15 protein-coding genes and 1 pseudogene are annotated in these 17,115 nt (G+C 68.3%); 5 read left to right on the plus strand and 11 right to left on the minus strand.

Annotated elements, in window-relative coordinates:
• Positions 1-29: 29 nt before the first annotated feature.
• Positions 30-1,616 carry a phosphoglycerate dehydrogenase gene (gene serA / locus A5775_RS17250; RefSeq protein WP_067254979.1) on the minus strand — a complete coding sequence of 529 codons (1,587 nt, stop codon included), beginning with the start codon at positions 1,614-1,616 and terminating at the stop codon, positions 30-32.
• A gap of 29 nt (positions 1,617-1,645) precedes the next feature.
• Here serA and A5775_RS17255 point away from each other — a divergent pair, with 29 nt between their 5' ends.
• Both A5775_RS17255 and wrbA read left to right on the plus strand, forming a co-directional pair.
• A complete protein-coding gene (locus A5775_RS17255) occupies positions 1,646-3,073 on the plus strand; it encodes an NAD(P)/FAD-dependent oxidoreductase (RefSeq protein WP_067254982.1) in 1,428 nt (475 codons plus the stop codon).
• The gene (gene wrbA / locus A5775_RS17260; protein ID WP_067254985.1) at positions 3,070-3,672 is read left to right on the plus strand and encodes an NAD(P)H:quinone oxidoreductase; all 603 of its coding nucleotides are present in this window, start codon (positions 3,070-3,072) and stop codon (positions 3,670-3,672) included. The genes A5775_RS17255 and wrbA overlap by 4 nt, the downstream gene beginning before the upstream one ends.
• An 89-nt stretch (positions 3,673-3,761) precedes the next feature.
• Here the strand turns inward: wrbA and ilvC are convergent, their stop codons facing one another.
• The 3 genes from ilvC to A5775_RS17275 all read right to left on the minus strand — a co-directional run bounded on the left by ilvC (position 3,762) and on the right by A5775_RS17275 (position 7,135).
• Entirely contained in the window at positions 3,762-4,763 is a 1,002-nt protein-coding gene (gene ilvC, locus A5775_RS17265; RefSeq protein ID WP_067254987.1) for a ketol-acid reductoisomerase, read from the minus strand.
• Between the two features lie 63 nt (positions 4,764-4,826).
• Positions 4,827-5,333, minus strand: a complete 507-nt coding sequence (gene ilvN / locus A5775_RS17270) for an acetolactate synthase small subunit (protein ID WP_067254990.1) — start codon at positions 5,331-5,333, stop codon at positions 4,827-4,829.
• The gene (locus A5775_RS17275) at positions 5,333-7,135 is read right to left on the minus strand and encodes an acetolactate synthase large subunit (RefSeq protein WP_231995206.1); all 1,803 of its coding nucleotides are present in this window, start codon (positions 7,133-7,135) and stop codon (positions 5,333-5,335) included. The genes ilvN and A5775_RS17275 overlap by 1 nt, the downstream gene beginning before the upstream one ends.
• A 403-nt stretch (positions 7,136-7,538) precedes the next feature.
• Here A5775_RS17275 and A5775_RS17280 point away from each other — a divergent pair, with 403 nt between their 5' ends.
• Positions 7,539-7,898, plus strand: coding sequence for a PH domain-containing protein (locus A5775_RS17280; RefSeq protein WP_197512670.1), 360 nt, complete (start codon positions 7,539-7,541; stop codon positions 7,896-7,898).
• 12 nt (positions 7,899-7,910) lie between these two features.
• Here the strand turns inward: A5775_RS17280 and A5775_RS17285 are convergent, their stop codons facing one another.
• Positions 7,911-8,771 carry a DoxX family protein gene (locus A5775_RS17285; protein ID WP_067255000.1) on the minus strand — a complete coding sequence of 287 codons (861 nt, stop codon included), beginning with the start codon at positions 8,769-8,771 and terminating at the stop codon, positions 7,911-7,913.
• 252 nt (positions 8,772-9,023) lie between these two features.
• Between A5775_RS17285 and A5775_RS17290 the strand changes: the two genes are divergently transcribed.
• A complete protein-coding gene (locus A5775_RS17290) occupies positions 9,024-10,154 on the plus strand; it encodes a PQQ-dependent sugar dehydrogenase (RefSeq protein ID WP_082953062.1) in 1,131 nt (376 codons plus the stop codon).
• A gap of 90 nt (positions 10,155-10,244) precedes the next feature.
• On the opposite strand, the gene gatB is transcribed toward A5775_RS17290, so the two are convergent.
• The 5 genes from gatB to gatC all read right to left on the minus strand — a co-directional run bounded on the left by gatB (position 10,245) and on the right by gatC (position 15,978).
• Positions 10,245-11,759, minus strand: a complete 1,515-nt coding sequence (gene gatB / locus A5775_RS17295) for an Asp-tRNA(Asn)/Glu-tRNA(Gln) amidotransferase subunit GatB (RefSeq protein ID WP_067255003.1) — start codon at positions 11,757-11,759, stop codon at positions 10,245-10,247.
• Positions 11,760-11,876: 117 nt separating this feature from the next.
• Positions 11,877-12,821 carry a MinD/ParA family protein gene (locus tag A5775_RS17300; RefSeq protein WP_067255007.1) on the minus strand — a complete coding sequence of 315 codons (945 nt, stop codon included), beginning with the start codon at positions 12,819-12,821 and terminating at the stop codon, positions 11,877-11,879.
• Positions 12,822-13,073: 252 nt separating this feature from the next.
• Positions 13,074-14,105, minus strand: coding sequence for an ATP-dependent 6-phosphofructokinase (locus A5775_RS17305; RefSeq protein WP_067255010.1), 1,032 nt, complete (start codon positions 14,103-14,105; stop codon positions 13,074-13,076).
• 95 nt (positions 14,106-14,200) lie between these two features.
• Positions 14,201-15,682 carry an Asp-tRNA(Asn)/Glu-tRNA(Gln) amidotransferase subunit GatA gene (gatA, locus tag A5775_RS17310; protein WP_067255014.1) on the minus strand — a complete coding sequence of 494 codons (1,482 nt, stop codon included), beginning with the start codon at positions 15,680-15,682 and terminating at the stop codon, positions 14,201-14,203.
• Positions 15,679-15,978: an Asp-tRNA(Asn)/Glu-tRNA(Gln) amidotransferase subunit GatC gene (gene gatC / locus A5775_RS17315; RefSeq protein ID WP_067255017.1), complete on the minus strand. Its 300-nt coding sequence runs from the start codon at positions 15,976-15,978 to the stop codon at positions 15,679-15,681. Before gatC ends, gatA begins: the two co-directional genes overlap by 4 nt.
• A 116-nt stretch (positions 15,979-16,094) precedes the next feature.
• Here gatC and A5775_RS17320 point away from each other — a divergent pair, with 116 nt between their 5' ends.
• The gene (locus A5775_RS17320) at positions 16,095-16,754 is read left to right on the plus strand and encodes an amino acid-binding protein (RefSeq protein WP_156660743.1); all 660 of its coding nucleotides are present in this window, start codon (positions 16,095-16,097) and stop codon (positions 16,752-16,754) included.
• A 107-nt stretch (positions 16,755-16,861) separates the two neighbouring features.
• Here the strand turns inward: A5775_RS17320 and A5775_RS17325 are convergent.
• A pseudogene (locus A5775_RS17325) lies at positions 16,862-17,115 on the minus strand (hypothetical protein); the annotation flags it as partial.

The raw sequence follows: 17,115 nt of genomic DNA on the forward strand, positions 1-17,115 counted from the left end.
CTCCTCGTTGTTTCGGTGTGCGCCGGCGGTCACGAGAGGTCAACCACCTCAAGCTTGTTCGCGCCGACGGCAGCGCCGATCTCCGACCGCACGTCACCCGGCACGTCGCGGTCCAGCCGCAGCAGGATCGTCGCACCCGGGCCCTCGGCATCCTCGGAGAGTTGCGCGGCTTGGATATTCACCCCGGCCGAGCCCAGCAGGGTACCGATCTTGCCCAGCGCGCCGGGCTGGTCGGCATAGTTGATCACCAGATTGATGCCCCGGGCGCGCAAATCGAAGTTGCGGCCGTTGATCTGCACGATCTTCTCCACCAGCTGCGGCCCGGACAACGTGCCGGCGACGTTGACCGCGGAGCCGTCGGGCGCCACCGCGCGCACGTCGACCACGCTGCGGTGATTCGGGCTTTCCGAAGCCGTGCCGAGTTCGGCGGTGATGCCGCGTTCTTCGGCCAGCGCGGGTGCGTTGACGAACGTCACCGGGCCCTCGACGACGGCCGAGAACAAACCGCGCAGAGCCGAAAGCTTCAGCACCTCAACGTCTTCGGAGGCCAGCTCGCCGCGCACCTGCACGGACAACGACACCGGCGGGCCGTCGGACAGCGTGGCGGCCAGCACCCCCAGCTTGCGCACCAAATCCAGCCACGGCGCCACCTCTTCGTTGACCACCCCGCCGCCGACGTTGACGGCATCGGGAACGAATTCCCCGGCCAGCGCCAGCTTCACGCTCGCCGCGACGTCGGTGCCGGCCCGATCCTGGGCCTCCTCGGTGGACGCCCCCAGGTGGGGTGTGACCACCACCTGCGGCAGCTCGAACAGCGGGCTGTCGGTGCAGGGCTCTTTGGAGAACACGTCGAGGCCGGCCGCACGCACATGGCCGCTGCGCACCGCGTCGGCCAGCGCCGCCTCGTCCACCAGGCCCCCGCGGGCGGCGTTGACGATGATGACGCCCGGCTTGGTCTTCGCCAGCGCGTCCTTGCCGATCAGCCCGGCCGTTTCGGGCGTCTTCGGCAGGTGCACCGAGATGAAATCGGCGCGGGCCAGCAGTTCGTCCAATGTCAACAACTCGATGCCCAGCTGTGCGGCGCGGGCCGGCGACACGTAGGGGTCGTAGGCGACCAGGTGCGTGCCGAAGGCGCTGAGCCGCTGGGCAACCAGCTGCCCGATCCTGCCCAGCCCGACGACGCCGACCGTCTTGCCGAAAATCTCGGTGCCCGAGAACGACGACCGCTTCCAGGTGCGCTCGTGTAGCGAGGCATCGGCGGCCGGGATCTGGCGGGCCGCGGACAGCATCAGCGCCAGCGCGTGTTCGGCGGCACTGTGGATGTTCGACGTCGGCGCGTTGACCACCAGCACGCCGCGCTCGGTGGCGGCGTTCACGTCGACGTTGTCCAGGCCTACCCCGGCGCGGGCGACGATCTTCAGCTTGGGCGCCGCCGCCAGGACCTCGGCGTCGACGGTGGTGGCCGAGCGCACCAGCAGCGCGTCAGCCTCCGGCACGGCCGCCAGCAGCTTCTCCCGATCGGGCCCGTCTACCCAGCGCACCTCGACCTGGTCGCCCAGGGCCGCGACGGTTGATTCAGCGAGCTTGTCGGCAATAAGTACAACAGGCAGATTCACCCGGCCAGCCTATCGGCTGTAATTGACGGGTGGACGTCACCATCGTCGGCAGCGGACCCAACGGGCTGACCGCTGCCGTAATCTGCGCCCGGGCCGGCCTGAAAGTGCAGGTCGTCGAAGCTCAACCGACGTTTGGCGGGGGTGCGCGCACCGCACCCGACCCGGATTCTGCGGGAGTCTTGCACGACATCTGCTCGGCGGTGCACCCGTTGGCGCTGGCGTCGCCGTTCTTCGCCGAATTCGACCTGCCCGCGCGCGGCGTGCGATTGGCGGTGCCCGACATTTCCTACGCCAACCCGCTACCGGGTCGCCCGGCGGCCATCGCCTACCGCGACCTGGACCGCACCTGTGCCGAATTGGAGCGCGGCGCCTCCTTCAAACGCCTGCTCGGCCCGTTGGTCGAGCGCTCCGACGAAGTGGTGGGCCTGCTGCTGGGCGACAAACGGTCGGTGCCGAACTCTGTGCCGTCGGCGCTGCACCTCGGGCTGCGGATGCTGGCCCAAGGCACCCCGGCATGGGGGTCGCTGGCCGGCGAAGATGCCCGCGCCCTGTTCACCGGCGTTGCCGCCCATATCATTTCGCGGATGCCGTCATTGACGGCGGCCGGTGCCGGGATGATGCTGGCCACTCTCGCGCACTCGGTGGGCTGGCCGATTCCGGTGGGCGGCAGCCAGGCGATCACCGACGCGCTGATCGCCGACCTGCGCGCGCACGGCGGTGAGCTGACGGCGGGCACCGAGGTCACCGAACCGCCGAGCGGAGTGGTCGCTTTCGACACGGCGCCGACCGCACTGCTGCCGATCTACGGCGAGCACCTCCCGGCGCGCTATGCCAAAGCGTTGCGGCGCTACACGTTTGGGCCCGGTGTCGCCAAGGTCGACTTCGTGCTGGGCGACGAGATCCCGTGGTCGGATCCCCGGCTGCGGCAGGCCTCGACCCTGCACCTCGGGGGCACCCGAGCGCAGATGGCTCGCGCCGAGGCCGACATCGCCGCCGGCCGGCACGCGCAGTGGCCGATGGTGCTGGCCGCCTCCCCGCACATTGCGGACCCGGGCCGCATCGACGCCGCCGGACGCCGCCCGTTCTGGAGCTACGCCCACGTGCCGTCGGGCTCCACCGTCGATCCGACGGAAGCGGTGACCGCGGTCGTGGAGCGGTTCGCGCCCGGCTTCCGCGACGTCGTGGTGGCGGCGCGCGCGATACCCGCCGCGCGGTTGTGCGAGCACAACGCCAACTATGTGGGCGGCGACATCGGGATGGGCGGCAATTCGGCCTGGCGGGCGATCGCCGGACCGACGCCGCGGCTAAACCCTTGGCGCACACCCATTCCCAAGGTGTACCTGTGTTCGGCGGCCACGCCGCCGGGCGGCGGCGTGCACGGCATGGCCGGCTACTACGCCGCGCGTACGTTGTTGCGCCGCGAATTCGGCCTCGGCATGCCTAAGCTGGCACCGTGACCAAGCTTGCGATCATCTACTACTCGGCCACCGGCCATAACACCACGATGGCGCAGCGCGTCGCCGCGGCGGCCGAATCCGCGGGGGCCGACGTCCGCCTGCGCCACGTCGCCGAAACCCAGGACCCCGCCTCATTCGCCCACAACCCGGCGTGGACGGCGAACTACGAGGCGACCAAGGACCTTCCGGTGGCCAGTGGCGACGACATCGTCTGGGCCGACGCGGTGATCTTCGGTTCACCGACCCGGTTCGGCTCTCCGGCAGCGCAATTGCGCGCGTTCCTCGACTCGCTGGGCGGGCTGTGGGCGCAGGGCAAGCTCGCCGACAAGGTGTACGCGGGCTTCACGTCGTCCAACACCGTGCACGGCGGTCAGGAAACCACCCTGCTCTCGCTGTACATCACGCTGATCCATTTCGGCGGCATCATCGTGCCCCCGGGCTACACCGATCCGTGCAAGTTCATCGACGGCAATCCGTACGGGGTCAGTCTGGTGGCCACCCACGACAACATCCACGAATTCGACGAGCCTACTGCAGCCGCGCTGGAGCACCTGGCCCGCCGGGTGGTCGCGACGGCCGACCGCCTCACGGCGTCCTGAACCACTTGCTGTCCTGAACCACCGAGCGTGCACTCACGGCGAAAAAATCGCCGAAAGTTCGCCCTGAGTGCACGCTCGGCGCGAAGAACCTAGGCCGTCTCGGTGATCGGCCGGTCGACCCAGCTCATCAGGTCGCGCAGCTTCTTGCCGGTGACCTCGATGGGGTGCTCGGCGTTCTCCTTGCGCAGCTGCTCGAGTTGCTTGTTGCCGCCCTCGACGTTGGCGACCAGCTTCTTGACGAAGTCGCCGTTCTGGATGTCGCGCAGGATCTCCCGCATCCGGTCCTTGGTGCCGGCGTCGATGACGCGCGGCCCCGACAGGTACCCGCCGAACTCCGCGGTGTCGGACACCGAGTAGTTCATCCGGGCGATACCACCTTCATACATCAGGTCGACGATCAGCTTGAGCTCGTGCAGCACCTCGAAGTACGCCATCTCCGGCGGGTAGCCCGCCTCGACCATCACGTCGAAGCCGGTCTTCACCAATTCCTCTGTGCCACCGCATAAGACGGCCTGCTCACCGAAAAGGTCGGTTTCGGTCTCGTCCTTGAAGGTGGTCTTGATGACGCCGGCGCGGGTACCGCCGATGGCCTTGGCGTAGGACAAGGCGAGCGCCTCACCCTTGCCCGACGGGTCCTGGTCGACCGCGATCAGGCAGGGCACGCCCTTGCCGTCGACGAACTGGCGACGCACCAGGTGGCCGGGGCCCTTGGGGGCGACCATCGCGATGGTGACGTCGGCGGGCGGCTTGATCAGGTCGAAGTGGATGTTGAGGCCGTGGCCGAAAAATAATGCGTCACCGGGCTTCAGGTTGGGCTCGATGTCGCCTGCGAAGATGTCGGCCTGCGCGGTGTCGGGCGCCAGCAGCATGATCACGTCGGCCCACTTGGCGACTTCGGCCGGGGTGTCGACGTCCAGGCCCTGCTCGGAAACCTTGGCGCGGGACTTCGAACCCTCCTTCAGACCCACCTTCACCTGCACGCCGGAGTCGCGCAGGCTCAGCGAGTGCGCGTGCCCTTGGCTGCCGTATCCGATGACCCCGACTTTGCGACCCTGGATGATGGTCAGGTCCGCATCGTCGTCGTAGAACATCGGCAATGTCTCCCCAGACGGGTTAGCCACTTCACTATCTCCTTCTTGTTTTGCGCTGAAAACTTACTTGGCCGTGCCGATCCCGCGCGAACCGCGGGACAACGACACCACTCCCGATTGGACGATTTCACGGATGCCGAATGGTTCCAGGATCCGCAGCAGCGCCTCGATCTTGCCGCGGTCGCCCGTCGCCTCGATCGTCAGCGCCTCCGTTGAAACATCAATCACCTTGGCACGGAACAGGTTCACCGCTTCGATCACCTGGCTGCGGGTACCGGCGTCGGCGCGCACCTTGATCATCGCCAATTCCCGCGACACCGAGTTTCCGTCGTCCAGCTCGACAATCTTGATGACATTGATCAGCTTGTTGAGCTGTTTGGTGATCTGTTCGAGCGGGGTCTCCTCGGCGGAGACCACGATCGTCATCCGGGACATGTCCTTCTGCTCGGTCGCGCCGACCGCCAGCGACTCGATGTTGAACCCGCGCCGCGAGAACAGCGCGGCCACGCGGGCGAGCACACCGGGTGTGTCTTCGACCAGCACCGAGAGCGTGTGCGTTTGCGGACTCATCAGGCGTGCCCTTCACTCTCGTCATCGAACAGCGGGCGGATCCCGCGGGCCGCCTGGATCTCGTCATTGCTGGTGCCGGCGGCCACCATCGGCCACACCTGCGCGTCCGCGCCGACGATGAAGTCGATCACCACGGGGCGGTCGTTGATCGCACGCGCCGCCTTGATCACGTCGGCGACGTCTTCCTCACGCTCGCAACGCAATCCGACGCAGCCCAACGCCTCGGCCAGCTTCACGAAGTCCGGGATGCGGTGTGAGTGCGTGGCCAGATCCGTTTGCGAGTAACGCTCTTGGTAGAACAGCGTCTGCCACTGGCGGACCATGCCCAGGTTGCCGTTGTTGATCAGCGCCACCTTGATCGGCACGCCTTCGATTGCGCAGGTGGCCAATTCCTGGTTGGTCATCTGGAAACAGCCGTCGCCGTCGATCGCCCACACCTCCGCGTCCGGGCGCGCCATCTTGGCACCCATGGCGGCCGGGATGGCGAACCCCATGGTGCCCAGGCCGCCGGAGTTGAGCCAGGTGCGCGGCTTCTCGTAGGAGATGAATTGGGCCGCCCACATCTGGTGCTGACCGACGCCGGCGACGTACACCGCGTCCGGGCCGGCGATCTGGCCCAGCTTCTCGATGACGTATTCCGGGCCGAGGCTGCCGTCGCTCTGCGGGCCGTAGCTCAGCGGATAGGTGGACCGAACCTCGTCCAGGTAGGTCCACCATTCGGTCATGTCGATCCTGCCGGGCACGCCGTCGTGGCGCAGCTGCTCGAGCAGCTCGATGATCACGGCTTTGACGTCGCCGACGATCGGCACGTCAGCATGGCGGTTCTTGCCGATCTCGGCCGGGTCGATGTCGGCGTGGATGACCTTGGCTTCGGGCGCGAAGGTGTCCAGCTTCCCGGTCACCCGGTCATCGAAGCGGGTACCCAGCGCGATCAGCAGGTCGCTGCGCTGCAGCGCCGCCACCGCGGCGACGGTGCCGTGCATGCCGGGCATGCCCATGTGCTGACGATGGCTGTCCGGGAACGCGCCGCGCGCCATCAGCGTGGTCACCACCGGGATGCCGGTCAGCTCGGCCAGCTCGGCCAGCTGCTCGGTCGCGTCCCCGCGGATGACGCCGCCACCCACGTACAGCACCGGCTTGCGCGCGGCTGCGATCAGCTTGGCGGCCTCCCGGATCTGCCGGTTGTGCGGTTTGGTGTTCGGCTTGTATCCGGGCAGGTCGATGCGCGGCGGCCAGCTGAACGTGCACTGGCCCTGCAGCACGTCCTTGGGGATATCGACGAGGACCGCGCCGGGGCGGCCCGAGGAGGCGATGTGGAACGCCTCGGCGAGCACCTGCGGGATCTCGTTACCGGAGCGGACCAGGAAGTTGTGCTTGGTGATCGGCATCGTGATGCCCGAGATGTCGGCTTCCTGGAAGGCGTCGGTGCCGATCAGCGCGCGCCCGACCTGGCCGGTGACGGCGACCACCGGGATCGAGTCCATCTGGGCGTCGGCCAGCGCGGTGACCAGGTTGGTGGCCCCGGGCCCGGACGTCGCCATGCAGACACCGACCTTGCCGGTGGCGTGCGCGTAACCGCTGGCGGCGTGACCGGCACCCTGCTCGTGGCGGACCAGCACGTGGCGCAGCTTCTGCGAGTCGAACAGCGGGTCATAGACCGGCAGCACCGCGCCGCCGGGAATGCCGAAGATGACTTCGACGTCCAGTTCCTCCAGCGATCGGATCACCGACTGCGCGCCGGTAAGTTGCTCGGGCCCAATGCGTTTCGGCTTGCCATTCGCAGACTTCGCGGCCGGCTTCACCGCGTCGGTGGCGATGTCGGCCGCGCCCGGTGTGTCGGGGGCGGGCCGCCTGGTGGGAGCGCTCACTGTCGTTCAGTCCTTATTCACTCTGGGAGTCTCGCGGGGGCAACAAAAAACCCCCGACAGCTCATCTGCTGCACGAGGGTTGCGCGTTGGTGCTGGATTGCTTCAAATGCTGACGGGCAAGTCAGGCACCAACGCGCCTAATTACTACGAGCATCCCGGGCTTTCCGGCGGTATCCATAGCGCTCGACGGTAGTCTTCGCACAGCTCAGCAGTCAAATCCGTCACCGTCACCAGCCGGGTTTGCCGCAGCGCCGCCGCGTGAGCGCTCGAGGAGTCGCCGGGGCGCACCGGATGAAATGATGGTCGGGTGGCTACCGGTTCGTCTTCCCACACACCTCTGGTGATCAAGGTGTCCCCCATCGCGCACCTGGCCGTCGGATTCTTGGTGCTGGGATTGCTGATCCCGGTGATGCTGTGGCCGCCGTCCGCCCCGCTGCTGATCGTTCCGGTGGTGCTGTCGGCGATGATCATCCGGCTACGCACAGTCGCCGACGACCACGGCGTCACCGTCCGGACACTGCTGGGCAGCCAGACCGTGGACTGGGACGACATCGACGGGCTGCGTTTCCACCGCGGTTCCTGGGCACGTGCGCGCCTCAAGAGCGGCGCCGAGCTGCGGTTACCGGCAGTCACCTTCGCGACGCTGCCGGAGCTGACCGAGGCCAGCTCGGGGCGGGTTCCCAACCCCTACCAGTGAAACGGGCGCGGTTCAGCCGATCGGGTTCACGCCGTTGAGCGCCACCCACACCCCGATACCGGCGGCGATCCCGGCCACCAGGGCGACGAAGGACCCGATGAAGGGTCGATGGGCCCAGCCCCGGCGCGCGTCGAGACCGTAGCGGCCGGGTCCGCACAAGATGACCGCGGCGGCCATGGCGATGAGGCTGATCTGGTATTCGTGCCCCTCGGGCAGGAAGAACGAGAAGTTGTGTGTGTGTGGCCGCACCGAGACGCTGGCCAGCAGGCCGTTGATCAGGAACGCCAGCGCGCCGGCCGCGGCCAGCGGCGTGAACAAGCCCAGGATCAGCAGCACACCCGCGACGAGCTCGCCGCCGGCGCTCACGTAGGCCAGGATGTCGGCGTGCTGGTAGCCGACGTCGGTCAGCGAATTCCTGAATCCGGTCACTCCCGAGCCGCCCCACCAACCGAACAGCTTCTGCAGCCCGTGGGCGCCGAGCACCACTCCCAGCCCGACCCGCAACACCAGCAAACCCAGATGCTGCGTTCCGCGCCGGCCGACGTCGTGCAACCGGTCGTCGTGCTCGTCCTCGTCGATCTCGGTGGACTCCGGCGCCGCGTGCCGCGCGGCCGAATTCGGCTGGACGTACGGCAGGGGCTCCTGCTGTTCCAGCAGGTTGTAACCCCCCGGCCCGGATCCGGACATCGCCGCGGCGGCGCCGTAGGGGATGACGGTGGTGGTTCCCGTGGACGGGTTGAAGTCGCCGGGGTATCCGACCGGCGTCAGGTCATCTTCGGGATCGACCAGGCGCGCCGAGGCGGGGCGCCCCGGGGTCGACTCCGGGGATTCGCCGGGCCGCTGCCAATCTGCGTCATTAGGTTGACTGGTCACGGGTGTCAGGGTAAGGGCAGTTGGCCCCGAATTGGGGATTTGAGCGGCGCTTTCGCCAGGCAATCGATGGTTTGCCCGCCAAACACGCCCGGATCGGCCCGAAATCGGCCGGCGAGCCCCACTGGAGGGCTCGCGAGGGAACATCTTGGGCCCGTCGGCGCCGGCCGGAAAGTGGCCGCGATCGAGTTTTCGGCGGCGGGCAAGCGGGACGTGTGTGGCGGTGGCGCCGGCAGTATCCGTAGCCTGACGGTCATGCGATTAGGGCGATCGGGGCGGCCGATTCGGCGCGGGCTGGCCGCGCTGTGTGCCCTCGTGCTGGCGACGAGCGGGTGCGCGCGCTTCAACGACGCGCAATCGCAACCGTTCACCACCGCGCCGGAATTGAAGCCACAGCCCAGCTCGACGCCTCCCCCGCCACCGCCGCTGCCGCCCACGCCGTTCCCCAAGGCCTGTCCGGCTCCCGGGGTGATGCAGGGCTGCCTGGAGAGCACCAGCGGCCTGATCATGGGGCCCGACAGCAAAACCGCGTTGGTCGCCGAGCGCACCACCGGCGCGGTCAAGGAGATCTCGGTCAGCGCCGAACCGAAGGTCAAGATGGTCATCCCGGTCGACCCGTCCGGGGACGGCGGGTTGATGGACATCGTGCTGTCGCCCACCTACACCCAAGACCGCCTGATGTACGCCTACGTCAGCACGCCGACCGACAATCGGGTCATTCGGATCGCCGACGGCGACATCCCGAAGGACATCCTGACCGGAATCCCCAAGGGCGCCACGGGCAACACCGGGGCGTTGATCTTCACCAGCCCCACCACGCTGGTCGTGCTGACCGGCGACGCCGGCAATCCGGCGATGGCCGCCGACCCCCAATCGCTGGCCGGCAAGGTGCTGCGCATCGAGCAGCCGACCACCATCGGTCAGGCCCCGCCCACCACGGCGCTGTCCGGCGTGGGTTCGGGCGGCGGCTTGTGCATCGACCCGGTCGACGGCTCGCTGTATGTCGCCGACCGCACCCCCACCGCAGATCGATTGCAGCGCATCACCAAAACGTCGGACGTCTCCACGGTGTGGACCTGGCCGGACAAGCCCGGCGTCGCCGGATGCGCGGCGATGGACGGGACCGTGCTGGTCAACCTGATCAACACCAAGCTGACGGTTGCAGTCCGGCTGGCCCCGACCACGGGTGCGGTCACCGGTGACCCCGACGTCGTCCGCAAGGACACCCACGCGCACGCGTGGGCGCTGCGTATGTCGCCCGATGGAAACGTGTGGGGCGCAACCGTAAACAAGACCGCAGGCGACGCCGAGAAGCTGGACGACGTGGTGTTCCCGCTCTTCCCGCAGGGCGGCGGCTTCCCGCGCAACAGCGACGACAAGACCTAACGCGGGTTTTCGCGTCAGCCGCGAAAGTGCAAGTGGCAACTCATTCGACGAGAAGCACCGTCGGCAGTCGCACCTTCGCGAGCTGGTGGACTAGCCCTGCCCGCAGGCGGCCAGGACCAGTTCGCGCACCCGGGCGGCGTCGGCCTGCCCGCGGGTGGCCTTCATGACGGCCCCGACAATCGCGCCGGCCGCGGCCACTTTGCCGCCCCGAATCTTTTCTGCCACATCGGGATTGGCGGCGAGCGCCTCGTCGACGGCGGCCTGGGTGATCGAGTCGTCGCGCACCAGCGCCAGGCCGCGGGCGGTCATGACGGCCTCGGGCTCGCCCTCCCCGGCCAGCACACCCTCGACGACCTGGCGCGCCAGTTTGGTGGACAACTTGCCCTCGTCGACCAACGCCACCACCGCGGCGACCTGCGCGGGCGTGATGGCCAGCTCATCCAGCGCGACGTTGGCCTCGTTGGCCTTCTGCATCAAGAAGTTTCCCCACCAGGCGCGCGCCTGTTCGCTGGACGCGCCGTGTTCGATGGTCGCGGTCACCAGTTCGATCGCGCCGGCGTTGACCAGGTCGCGCATCACTTCGTCGGAGATTCCCCATTCGTCCTGAATCCGCTTGCGGCTCAGCCACGGAAGCTCGGGGATGGTCTGGCGCAGCCGCTCGACCAGTTCGCGGCTGGGCGCGACGGGTTCCAGGTCGGGCTCGGGAAAGTACCGATAGTCCTCGGCCGTTTCTTTGGTGCGGCCCGGACTCGTGTAGCCGCCGGCCTCATGAAAGTGCCTGGTTTCCTGAGTGATCTGGCCACCGGACACCAGAACCGCGGCTTGGCGCTGCATTTCATAACGAACGGCAACCTCGACGCTTTTCAGCGAGTTGACGTTCTTGGTCTCCGTCCGGGTGCCGAACTCGGTGGCACCGGTCGGTTTGAGCGACACGTTGACGTCACAGCGCATGGAGCCCTGGTCCATCCGAACGTCGGATACGCCCAAGGCGCGCAACAGGTCTCGCAATGCCGTCACATACGCGCGGGCGATCTGCGGGGCCCGCTCCCCGGCACCCTCGATGGGCTTGGTGACGATCTCGATCAGTGGCACGCCGGCGCGGTTGTAGTCGATCAGTGACGTCGTCGCGCCGTGGATGCGGCCCGTCTCGCTGCCCAAGTGGGTGAGCTTGCCGGTGTCCTCTTCCATGTGGGCACGTTCGATCTCGACGCGCCAGGTGGTGCCGTCATCCAGCGGGGCGTCCAGGTAGCCGTTGATGGCGATCGGCTCGTCGTACTGCGAGATCTGGTAGTTCTTCGGTTGGTCCGGGTAGAAGTAGTTCTTCCGGGCGAAGCGACACCAGGGCACGATCTCGCAGTTCAGCGCCAGCCCGATGCGGATCGCCGACTCGACCGCGTTGTGGTTGAGCACGGGCAGCGAGCCGGGCAGGCCGAGGCACACCGGGCACACCTGCGTGTTGGGTTCGGCGCCGAACGCGGTGGTGCAGCCGCAGAACATCTTGGTGACGGTGGACAGCTCGACGTGGACCTCGAGGCCGAGTACCGGATCAAACCGCGCGATGACGTCGTCGTAGTCCATCAGATCGGCGCTGGCGGCAACACTCATGCGCTCGATCCTAATGGTGATCGCGAGCGCGGCGGAGCCGGGCGAAGCGGGTCACCACCCATCAACACTGCGGTGATCGCGAGCGCGGCGGAGCCGGGCGAAGCGGGTCACCACCCATCAACACTGCGGTGGTAGACCGCGGTGGTAGCGGTCGTGCTCTCCTCCCCTGCCCGGGAACATCCCGGCCAACACGGCGGCCATCTCGAGGTAGCTGCGCCGGCTCTCCTTGCTCATTCGGTCCAGCGCGATCGTCCTGCCCTCGTGCACGTGCCGGTCGAACGGCAGCACCACCGTCGCGGCGACGCGTGCGGACAGTCGGTCGAGCTCCGTGACGGCAACACCGTCCACCTTGGCCGGCTCGACGTGATTGACGGCAAGCACGGTTGAAGACATCAATCGTTGATACCCGTTGTGGCACAGCCACTCCAGCGTTGTCTGGGTCTTGCGTATCGCGTCGATGGAGGTACTCGTGACGACCACGAGCGCCCGTGACTCCGGCAGAACAGCCTCCATCACACTGGAATTGAGCGCCTTGACGCAATCCACCAGCACCACCGAATACTGGTTTCTCAGCATCGAGAAGGCCCGGAGAACATCCCTGCGCTCCAGGCGCCAGTCGGTGCGCGCGTAGTCCGGCAATCCGAGCACTTCCAGCCCGAACCCGTTCATATAGGTCAGCGCCCGGATGTCTTCATACTGGGTCGCCGGGCTGCCGTGGAGAAGGTCGGCCATGCTGTGCGGGTTGTGGCGGCCGTGGCGCTCGGCCAGGTCCCCCGCGTCGATGTCGAGGGCGAGCACCCGGTCGTTGCGCACGGTGGCGAAGGTCGAACCGAGGGCCTCGGCCACCGCGGTCTTGCCGACCCCGCCCTTGAGGTTGAGGACAGCGATCGGAAAGGCGCCGCCCACGGCCGCGCGGATGCGATCCTGCAGCTCGTTTTCGTAGGCGGTGTTCTTGCCGGGTCCGAGATCGATCCCGGTGACGCGATGGATCAGCCCTCGCCAGTTGAGCCTGGCGTCGGTCTCGGGCTGGTCGAAGCGGTCCAGCGCGGTCTCGCCCAGCACGGACCCGGGGCGAGGTGGTGGCACAGACCGCTGCGGCCGGCGGGCGGGACCGCGGGGTTGCGGCACCGTGGTGTCTGCCGGGTCGGCGTCGGAATGCCCGTGACTCACACCACGGTTGTTCATACCCGGGTATAGCCGCTCTGCACGGGTCCGGAAACCACCAACATGCGGTGATGCGCACCTCGTAGGCAATGTGCCGGCACGGTCACGCCGCGGCTGATCCGGAGCTACCGGCTGGTTGCCCGGCCGGGCCTAACCGAAGAAGGCGGCGGCGTCGTCGTAGCGGCTGTCGGGGACCAGCTTGAGCTGGCGCACCGCATCCGCCAGCGGCACCCGGCCGATGTCCTGGCCGCGCAGCGACACCATCTGGCCGTATTCGCCGGCATGCGCCGCGTCGGCCGCGTTCACCCCGAACCGGGTGGCCAGCACCCGGTCGTAGGCGGTCGGGGTGCCGCCGCGCTGCACGTGGCCGAGCACGGTCACCCGGACGTCCTTGTTGATGCGCTGTTCCACCTCGGCACCCAGCTGTGCGGCCACACCGGTGAATTTCTCGTGGCCGAATTCGTCGATTCCGCCTTCCCGCAACGCAATCGAGCCGGGTATGGGTTTGGCACCCTCGGCGACCACGCAGATGAAGTGCGAATCTCCGCGCTGGAAGCGACGTTTGACGAGCCGGCAGACTTCTTCGACATCGAAGGGCTGCTCGGGGATCAGCGTCATGTGCGCGCCTGAAGCCAAGCCCGCGTTCAGCGCGATCCAGCCCGCGTGCCGGCCCATCACCTCCACCAGCATCACGCGCTGGTGGGACTCGGCGGTGCTGTGCAGTCGGTCGATCGCCTCGGTGGCGACGGTCAAGGCGGTGTCGTGGCCGAAAGTCACGTCGGTGCAATCGATGTCGTTGTCGATGGTCTTGGGCACGCCGACGACGGGAACGTTTTCCTCCGAGAGCCAGTGCGCGGCCGTCAGCGTGCCTTCCCCGCCGATGGGGATCAGGACGTCGATCCCATTGTCGTCGAGGGTCTGCTTGACCTGGCTCAGCCCGGCCCGCAGTTTGTCGGGGTTCACGCGGGCGGTGCCCAGCATCGTCCCGCCCTTGGCCAGCAGGCGGTCGTTGCGGTCGTCGTTCTGTAGCTGGATCCGCCGGTTCTCGAGCAAACCGCGCCACCCGTCCTGGAATCCGACCACCGACGAGCCGTACCGGGAGTCGCACGTACGCACCACTGCCCGGATGACGGCGTTGAGCCCAGGACAGTCGCCGCCTCCGGTGAGCACTCCGATCCGCATACGTCCTATCTTGCCGGGCGGCGGCCTACCGGCGCGAGCGGACGCACAATCGCGTCAAACGGAGGCGGGAATTGCGATTCTGTGTTCGCTCGCCGTCAGATCGCGCTCGGCAGCGGGCCGCGGGCCGCTTCGTAGGCGGCGCCGACCCGGTACAGCCGGTCGTCGGCCAGTGCGGGCGCCATGATCTGCAACCCGACCGGCAGGTCGTCGTCCGGCGACAGTCCCGCCGGCACCGACATGCCGCAATGACCGGCCAGGTTCAGCGGCAGCGTGCACAGGTCGAACAGGTACATCGCCAGCGGATCGTCGACCTTCTCACCGAGCGCGAACGCGGTGGTCGGGGTCGCCGGCGACACCACGACGTCCACCGACCGGTAGGCCTCGTCCAGATCGCGGGCGATCAGGGTTCGCACCTTCTGAGCCTGGTTGTAATAGGCGTCGTAGTAACCGGCCGAGAGCGCGTAGGTGCCGATCATGATGCGCCGCTTGACCTCCGGGCCGAAACCGGCGGCCCGGGTCAGCGCCATCACCTCCTCGGCGCTGTGGGTGCCGTCGTCGCCGATCCGCAGCCCGTAACGCATCGCGTCGAAGCGCGCCAGGTTGCTCGACACCTCCGACGGCAGGATCAGGTAGTAGGCGGCCAGCGCGTGATCGAAATGCGGGCAGTCGACTTCGCTCACCTCAGCGCCCAGCCCGGTCAGTTGCTCGACGGCGGCCTCGAAAGAGGTCACCACCCCGGGCTGATAACCCTCGCCGCGCAGCTGTTTGACCACACCGACGCGCACGCCCTTCAGGTCACCGGCCGCCCCGGCCCTGGCCGCGCCGACGACGTCGGGCACCGCCGCGTCGACGGACGTGGAGTCGCGGGGGTCGTGCCCGGCGATCACCTGATGCAGCAGCGCGGTGTCCAGCACGGTGCGCGCGCACGGCCCACCCTGATCCAGCGACGACGCGCACGCCACCAGGCCGTAGCGGGACACCGTGCCGTAGGTCGGCTTCACGCCGACGGTCGAGGTCAGCGCGGCCGGCTGCCGAATGGAGCCCCCGGTGTCGGTGCCGATCGCCAGGGGCGCCTGGAACGCGGCCAGCGCCGCCGCGCTGCCACCGCCGGAGCCGCCGGGCACCCGGTCGACGTTCCACGGGTTGCGGGTGGGGCCGTAGGCGGAATTCTCGGTCGAAGAGCCCATCGCGAACTCGTCCATGTTGGTCTTGCCCAGGATCGGGATGCCCGCGGCGCGCAACCGGAAGGTGACGGTGGCGTCGTAGGGGGGGCGCCAGCCCTCGAGAATCTTGGACCCGCAGGTGGTGGGCATGTCGACGGTGGTGAAGACGTCCTTGAGCGCCAGCGGCACCCCGGCCAGCGGCGACGGCAACCGCTCGCCCGCGGCCACCGCCTCGTCGACGACAGCGGCCGCCCCCAGCGCCTCGTCGGCCGCCACGTGCAGGAAAGCGTGGTAGCGATCGTCGGTGGCCTCGATCTGGTCCAGGCACGCCTGGGTGACCTCGACCGACGACACCTCCTTGGCTGCGATCCGGGCGGCCAGCGTCGCGGCGTCGGATCGGATGATCTCGTTCACTCGCTGTCCCCCAGGATCTGCGGGACCGCGAAGCGGCCATCGACGGCGGCGGGCGCTTCGGCCAGCGCTTCGGCCTGCGTCAGGCAGGGCGTCGGCTCGTCCGGGCGGGTCACGTTCACATCCTTGAGCGGGTTGTCGGTCGCTTCGACGCCGGTGACGTCGACCGCCTGCACCTGGCTGACGTGGGTCAGGATGGCGTCGAGTTGGCCGGCGAAGCTGTCGAGTTCGCTATCGGTCAACGCCAGCCGGGACAACCGGGCCAGGTGCGCTACCTCGTCGCGGGAGATCTGGGACACGATCCGAAAGCCTAGCCCGCCGTGTCCGTCGCGCCGGCGTGACGTTCGGCGACCAGCGTCACACTGCGGTGGCGCTCGGGGGGCGGAACATCAAGGGCTGTGCAACAGTGTTGGCCGTGCCCTCCTATCTGTTGCGCATCGAGCTGGTCGACCGTCCAGGCAGCCTGGGGTCGCTGGCGGTGGCGCTCGGTTCGGTGGGGGCCGACATCTTGTCGCTCGACGTCGTGGAGCGGAGCTCGGGGTACGCGATCGACGACTTGGTCATCGAGCTGCCGCCGGGGGCGATGCCGGACTCGCTGATCACCGCCGCCGAATCGCTGTCCGGGGTTCGGGTGGACAGCGTGCGTCCGCACACCGGTCTGCTGGACGCGCACCGTGAGCTGGAGCTGCTCGACCACGTCGCCGCGGCCGGCGACACGGCGGCGAGGTTGCAGGTGCTGGCCAACGAGGCGCCCAAGGTCCTGCGCGTCAGCTGGTGCACGGTGTTGCGCAGTTCGGACGGCGGCGAGCCGCAGCGCCTTGCCGGCAGCCGCGGCGCCCCGGAGACCAAGGCGGACACGGCGCCGTGGCTGCCGCTCGAGGGGGCCGTGCCGCTGGACAGCAACGCCGAGTGGGTGCCGAAGGCATGGCGCGACATGGATATGACGATGGTCGCGGCCCCGCTGGGCGACCCGCACACCGCGGTGGTGCTCGGCCGGCCGGGCCCCGAATTCCGCCCTTCGGAGGTCGCCCGGCTCGGCTACCTCGCCGGGATCGTGGCCACCATGCTGCGCTGATCGGCAGCAACTCATCGAGCCCGCTTGTCGACCCCGATGTCCATTGCGCGTAGCGTGAGTGAATTCCTTGATGTCCCAACGTGTTTGGGCGTCGATGCATCGCGGGGCTAGTTGTTGGTCGGTGGTGGTTGGGGTTGGAAGGGGTCATACCACCACCAGTGGGCGCGCTCGCCGGTAGGGCCCGGGCACGGCGCGACTGCGGGCGGGGCTTTGGTGGGTGGGCGTGCCAGCGATCCCAGACTCAGTGACCGGCCGGCGTCATCGGTGACGACCAGCGCGCTGGGGGGTCCGGTGATGGTGATGACGCCCCGATGGTGCAACCGGTGATGATAGGGGCAGACCAGCACCAGGTTGGCCAACT

Origin of the sequence: Mycobacterium sp. 852002-10029_SCH5224772 (assembly GCF_001667315.1) — a bacterium.
In the GTDB taxonomy this organism is placed as follows: domain Bacteria; phylum Actinomycetota; class Actinomycetes; order Mycobacteriales; family Mycobacteriaceae; genus Mycobacterium.

What these genes read in the sequence shown, in the direction of transcription:
- ilvC (WP_067254987.1), bottom strand. Translation starts at nt 4,763, where the DNA reads ATGTTCTACGACGACGATGCGGACCTGACCATCATCCAGGGTCGCAAA.
- ilvN (WP_067254990.1), bottom strand. Translation starts at nt 5,333, where the DNA reads ATGAGTCCGCAAACGCACACGCTCTCGGTGCTGGTCGAAGACACACCC.
- A5775_RS17290 (WP_082953062.1), top strand. Translation starts at nt 9,024, where the DNA reads ATGCGATTAGGGCGATCGGGGCGGCCGATTCGGCGCGGGCTGGCCGCG.
- gatB (WP_067255003.1), bottom strand. Translation starts at nt 11,759, where the DNA reads ATGAGTGTTGCCGCCAGCGCCGATCTGATGGACTACGACGACGTCATC.
- A5775_RS17305 (WP_067255010.1), bottom strand. Translation starts at nt 14,105, where the DNA reads ATGCGGATCGGAGTGCTCACCGGAGGCGGCGACTGTCCTGGGCTCAAC.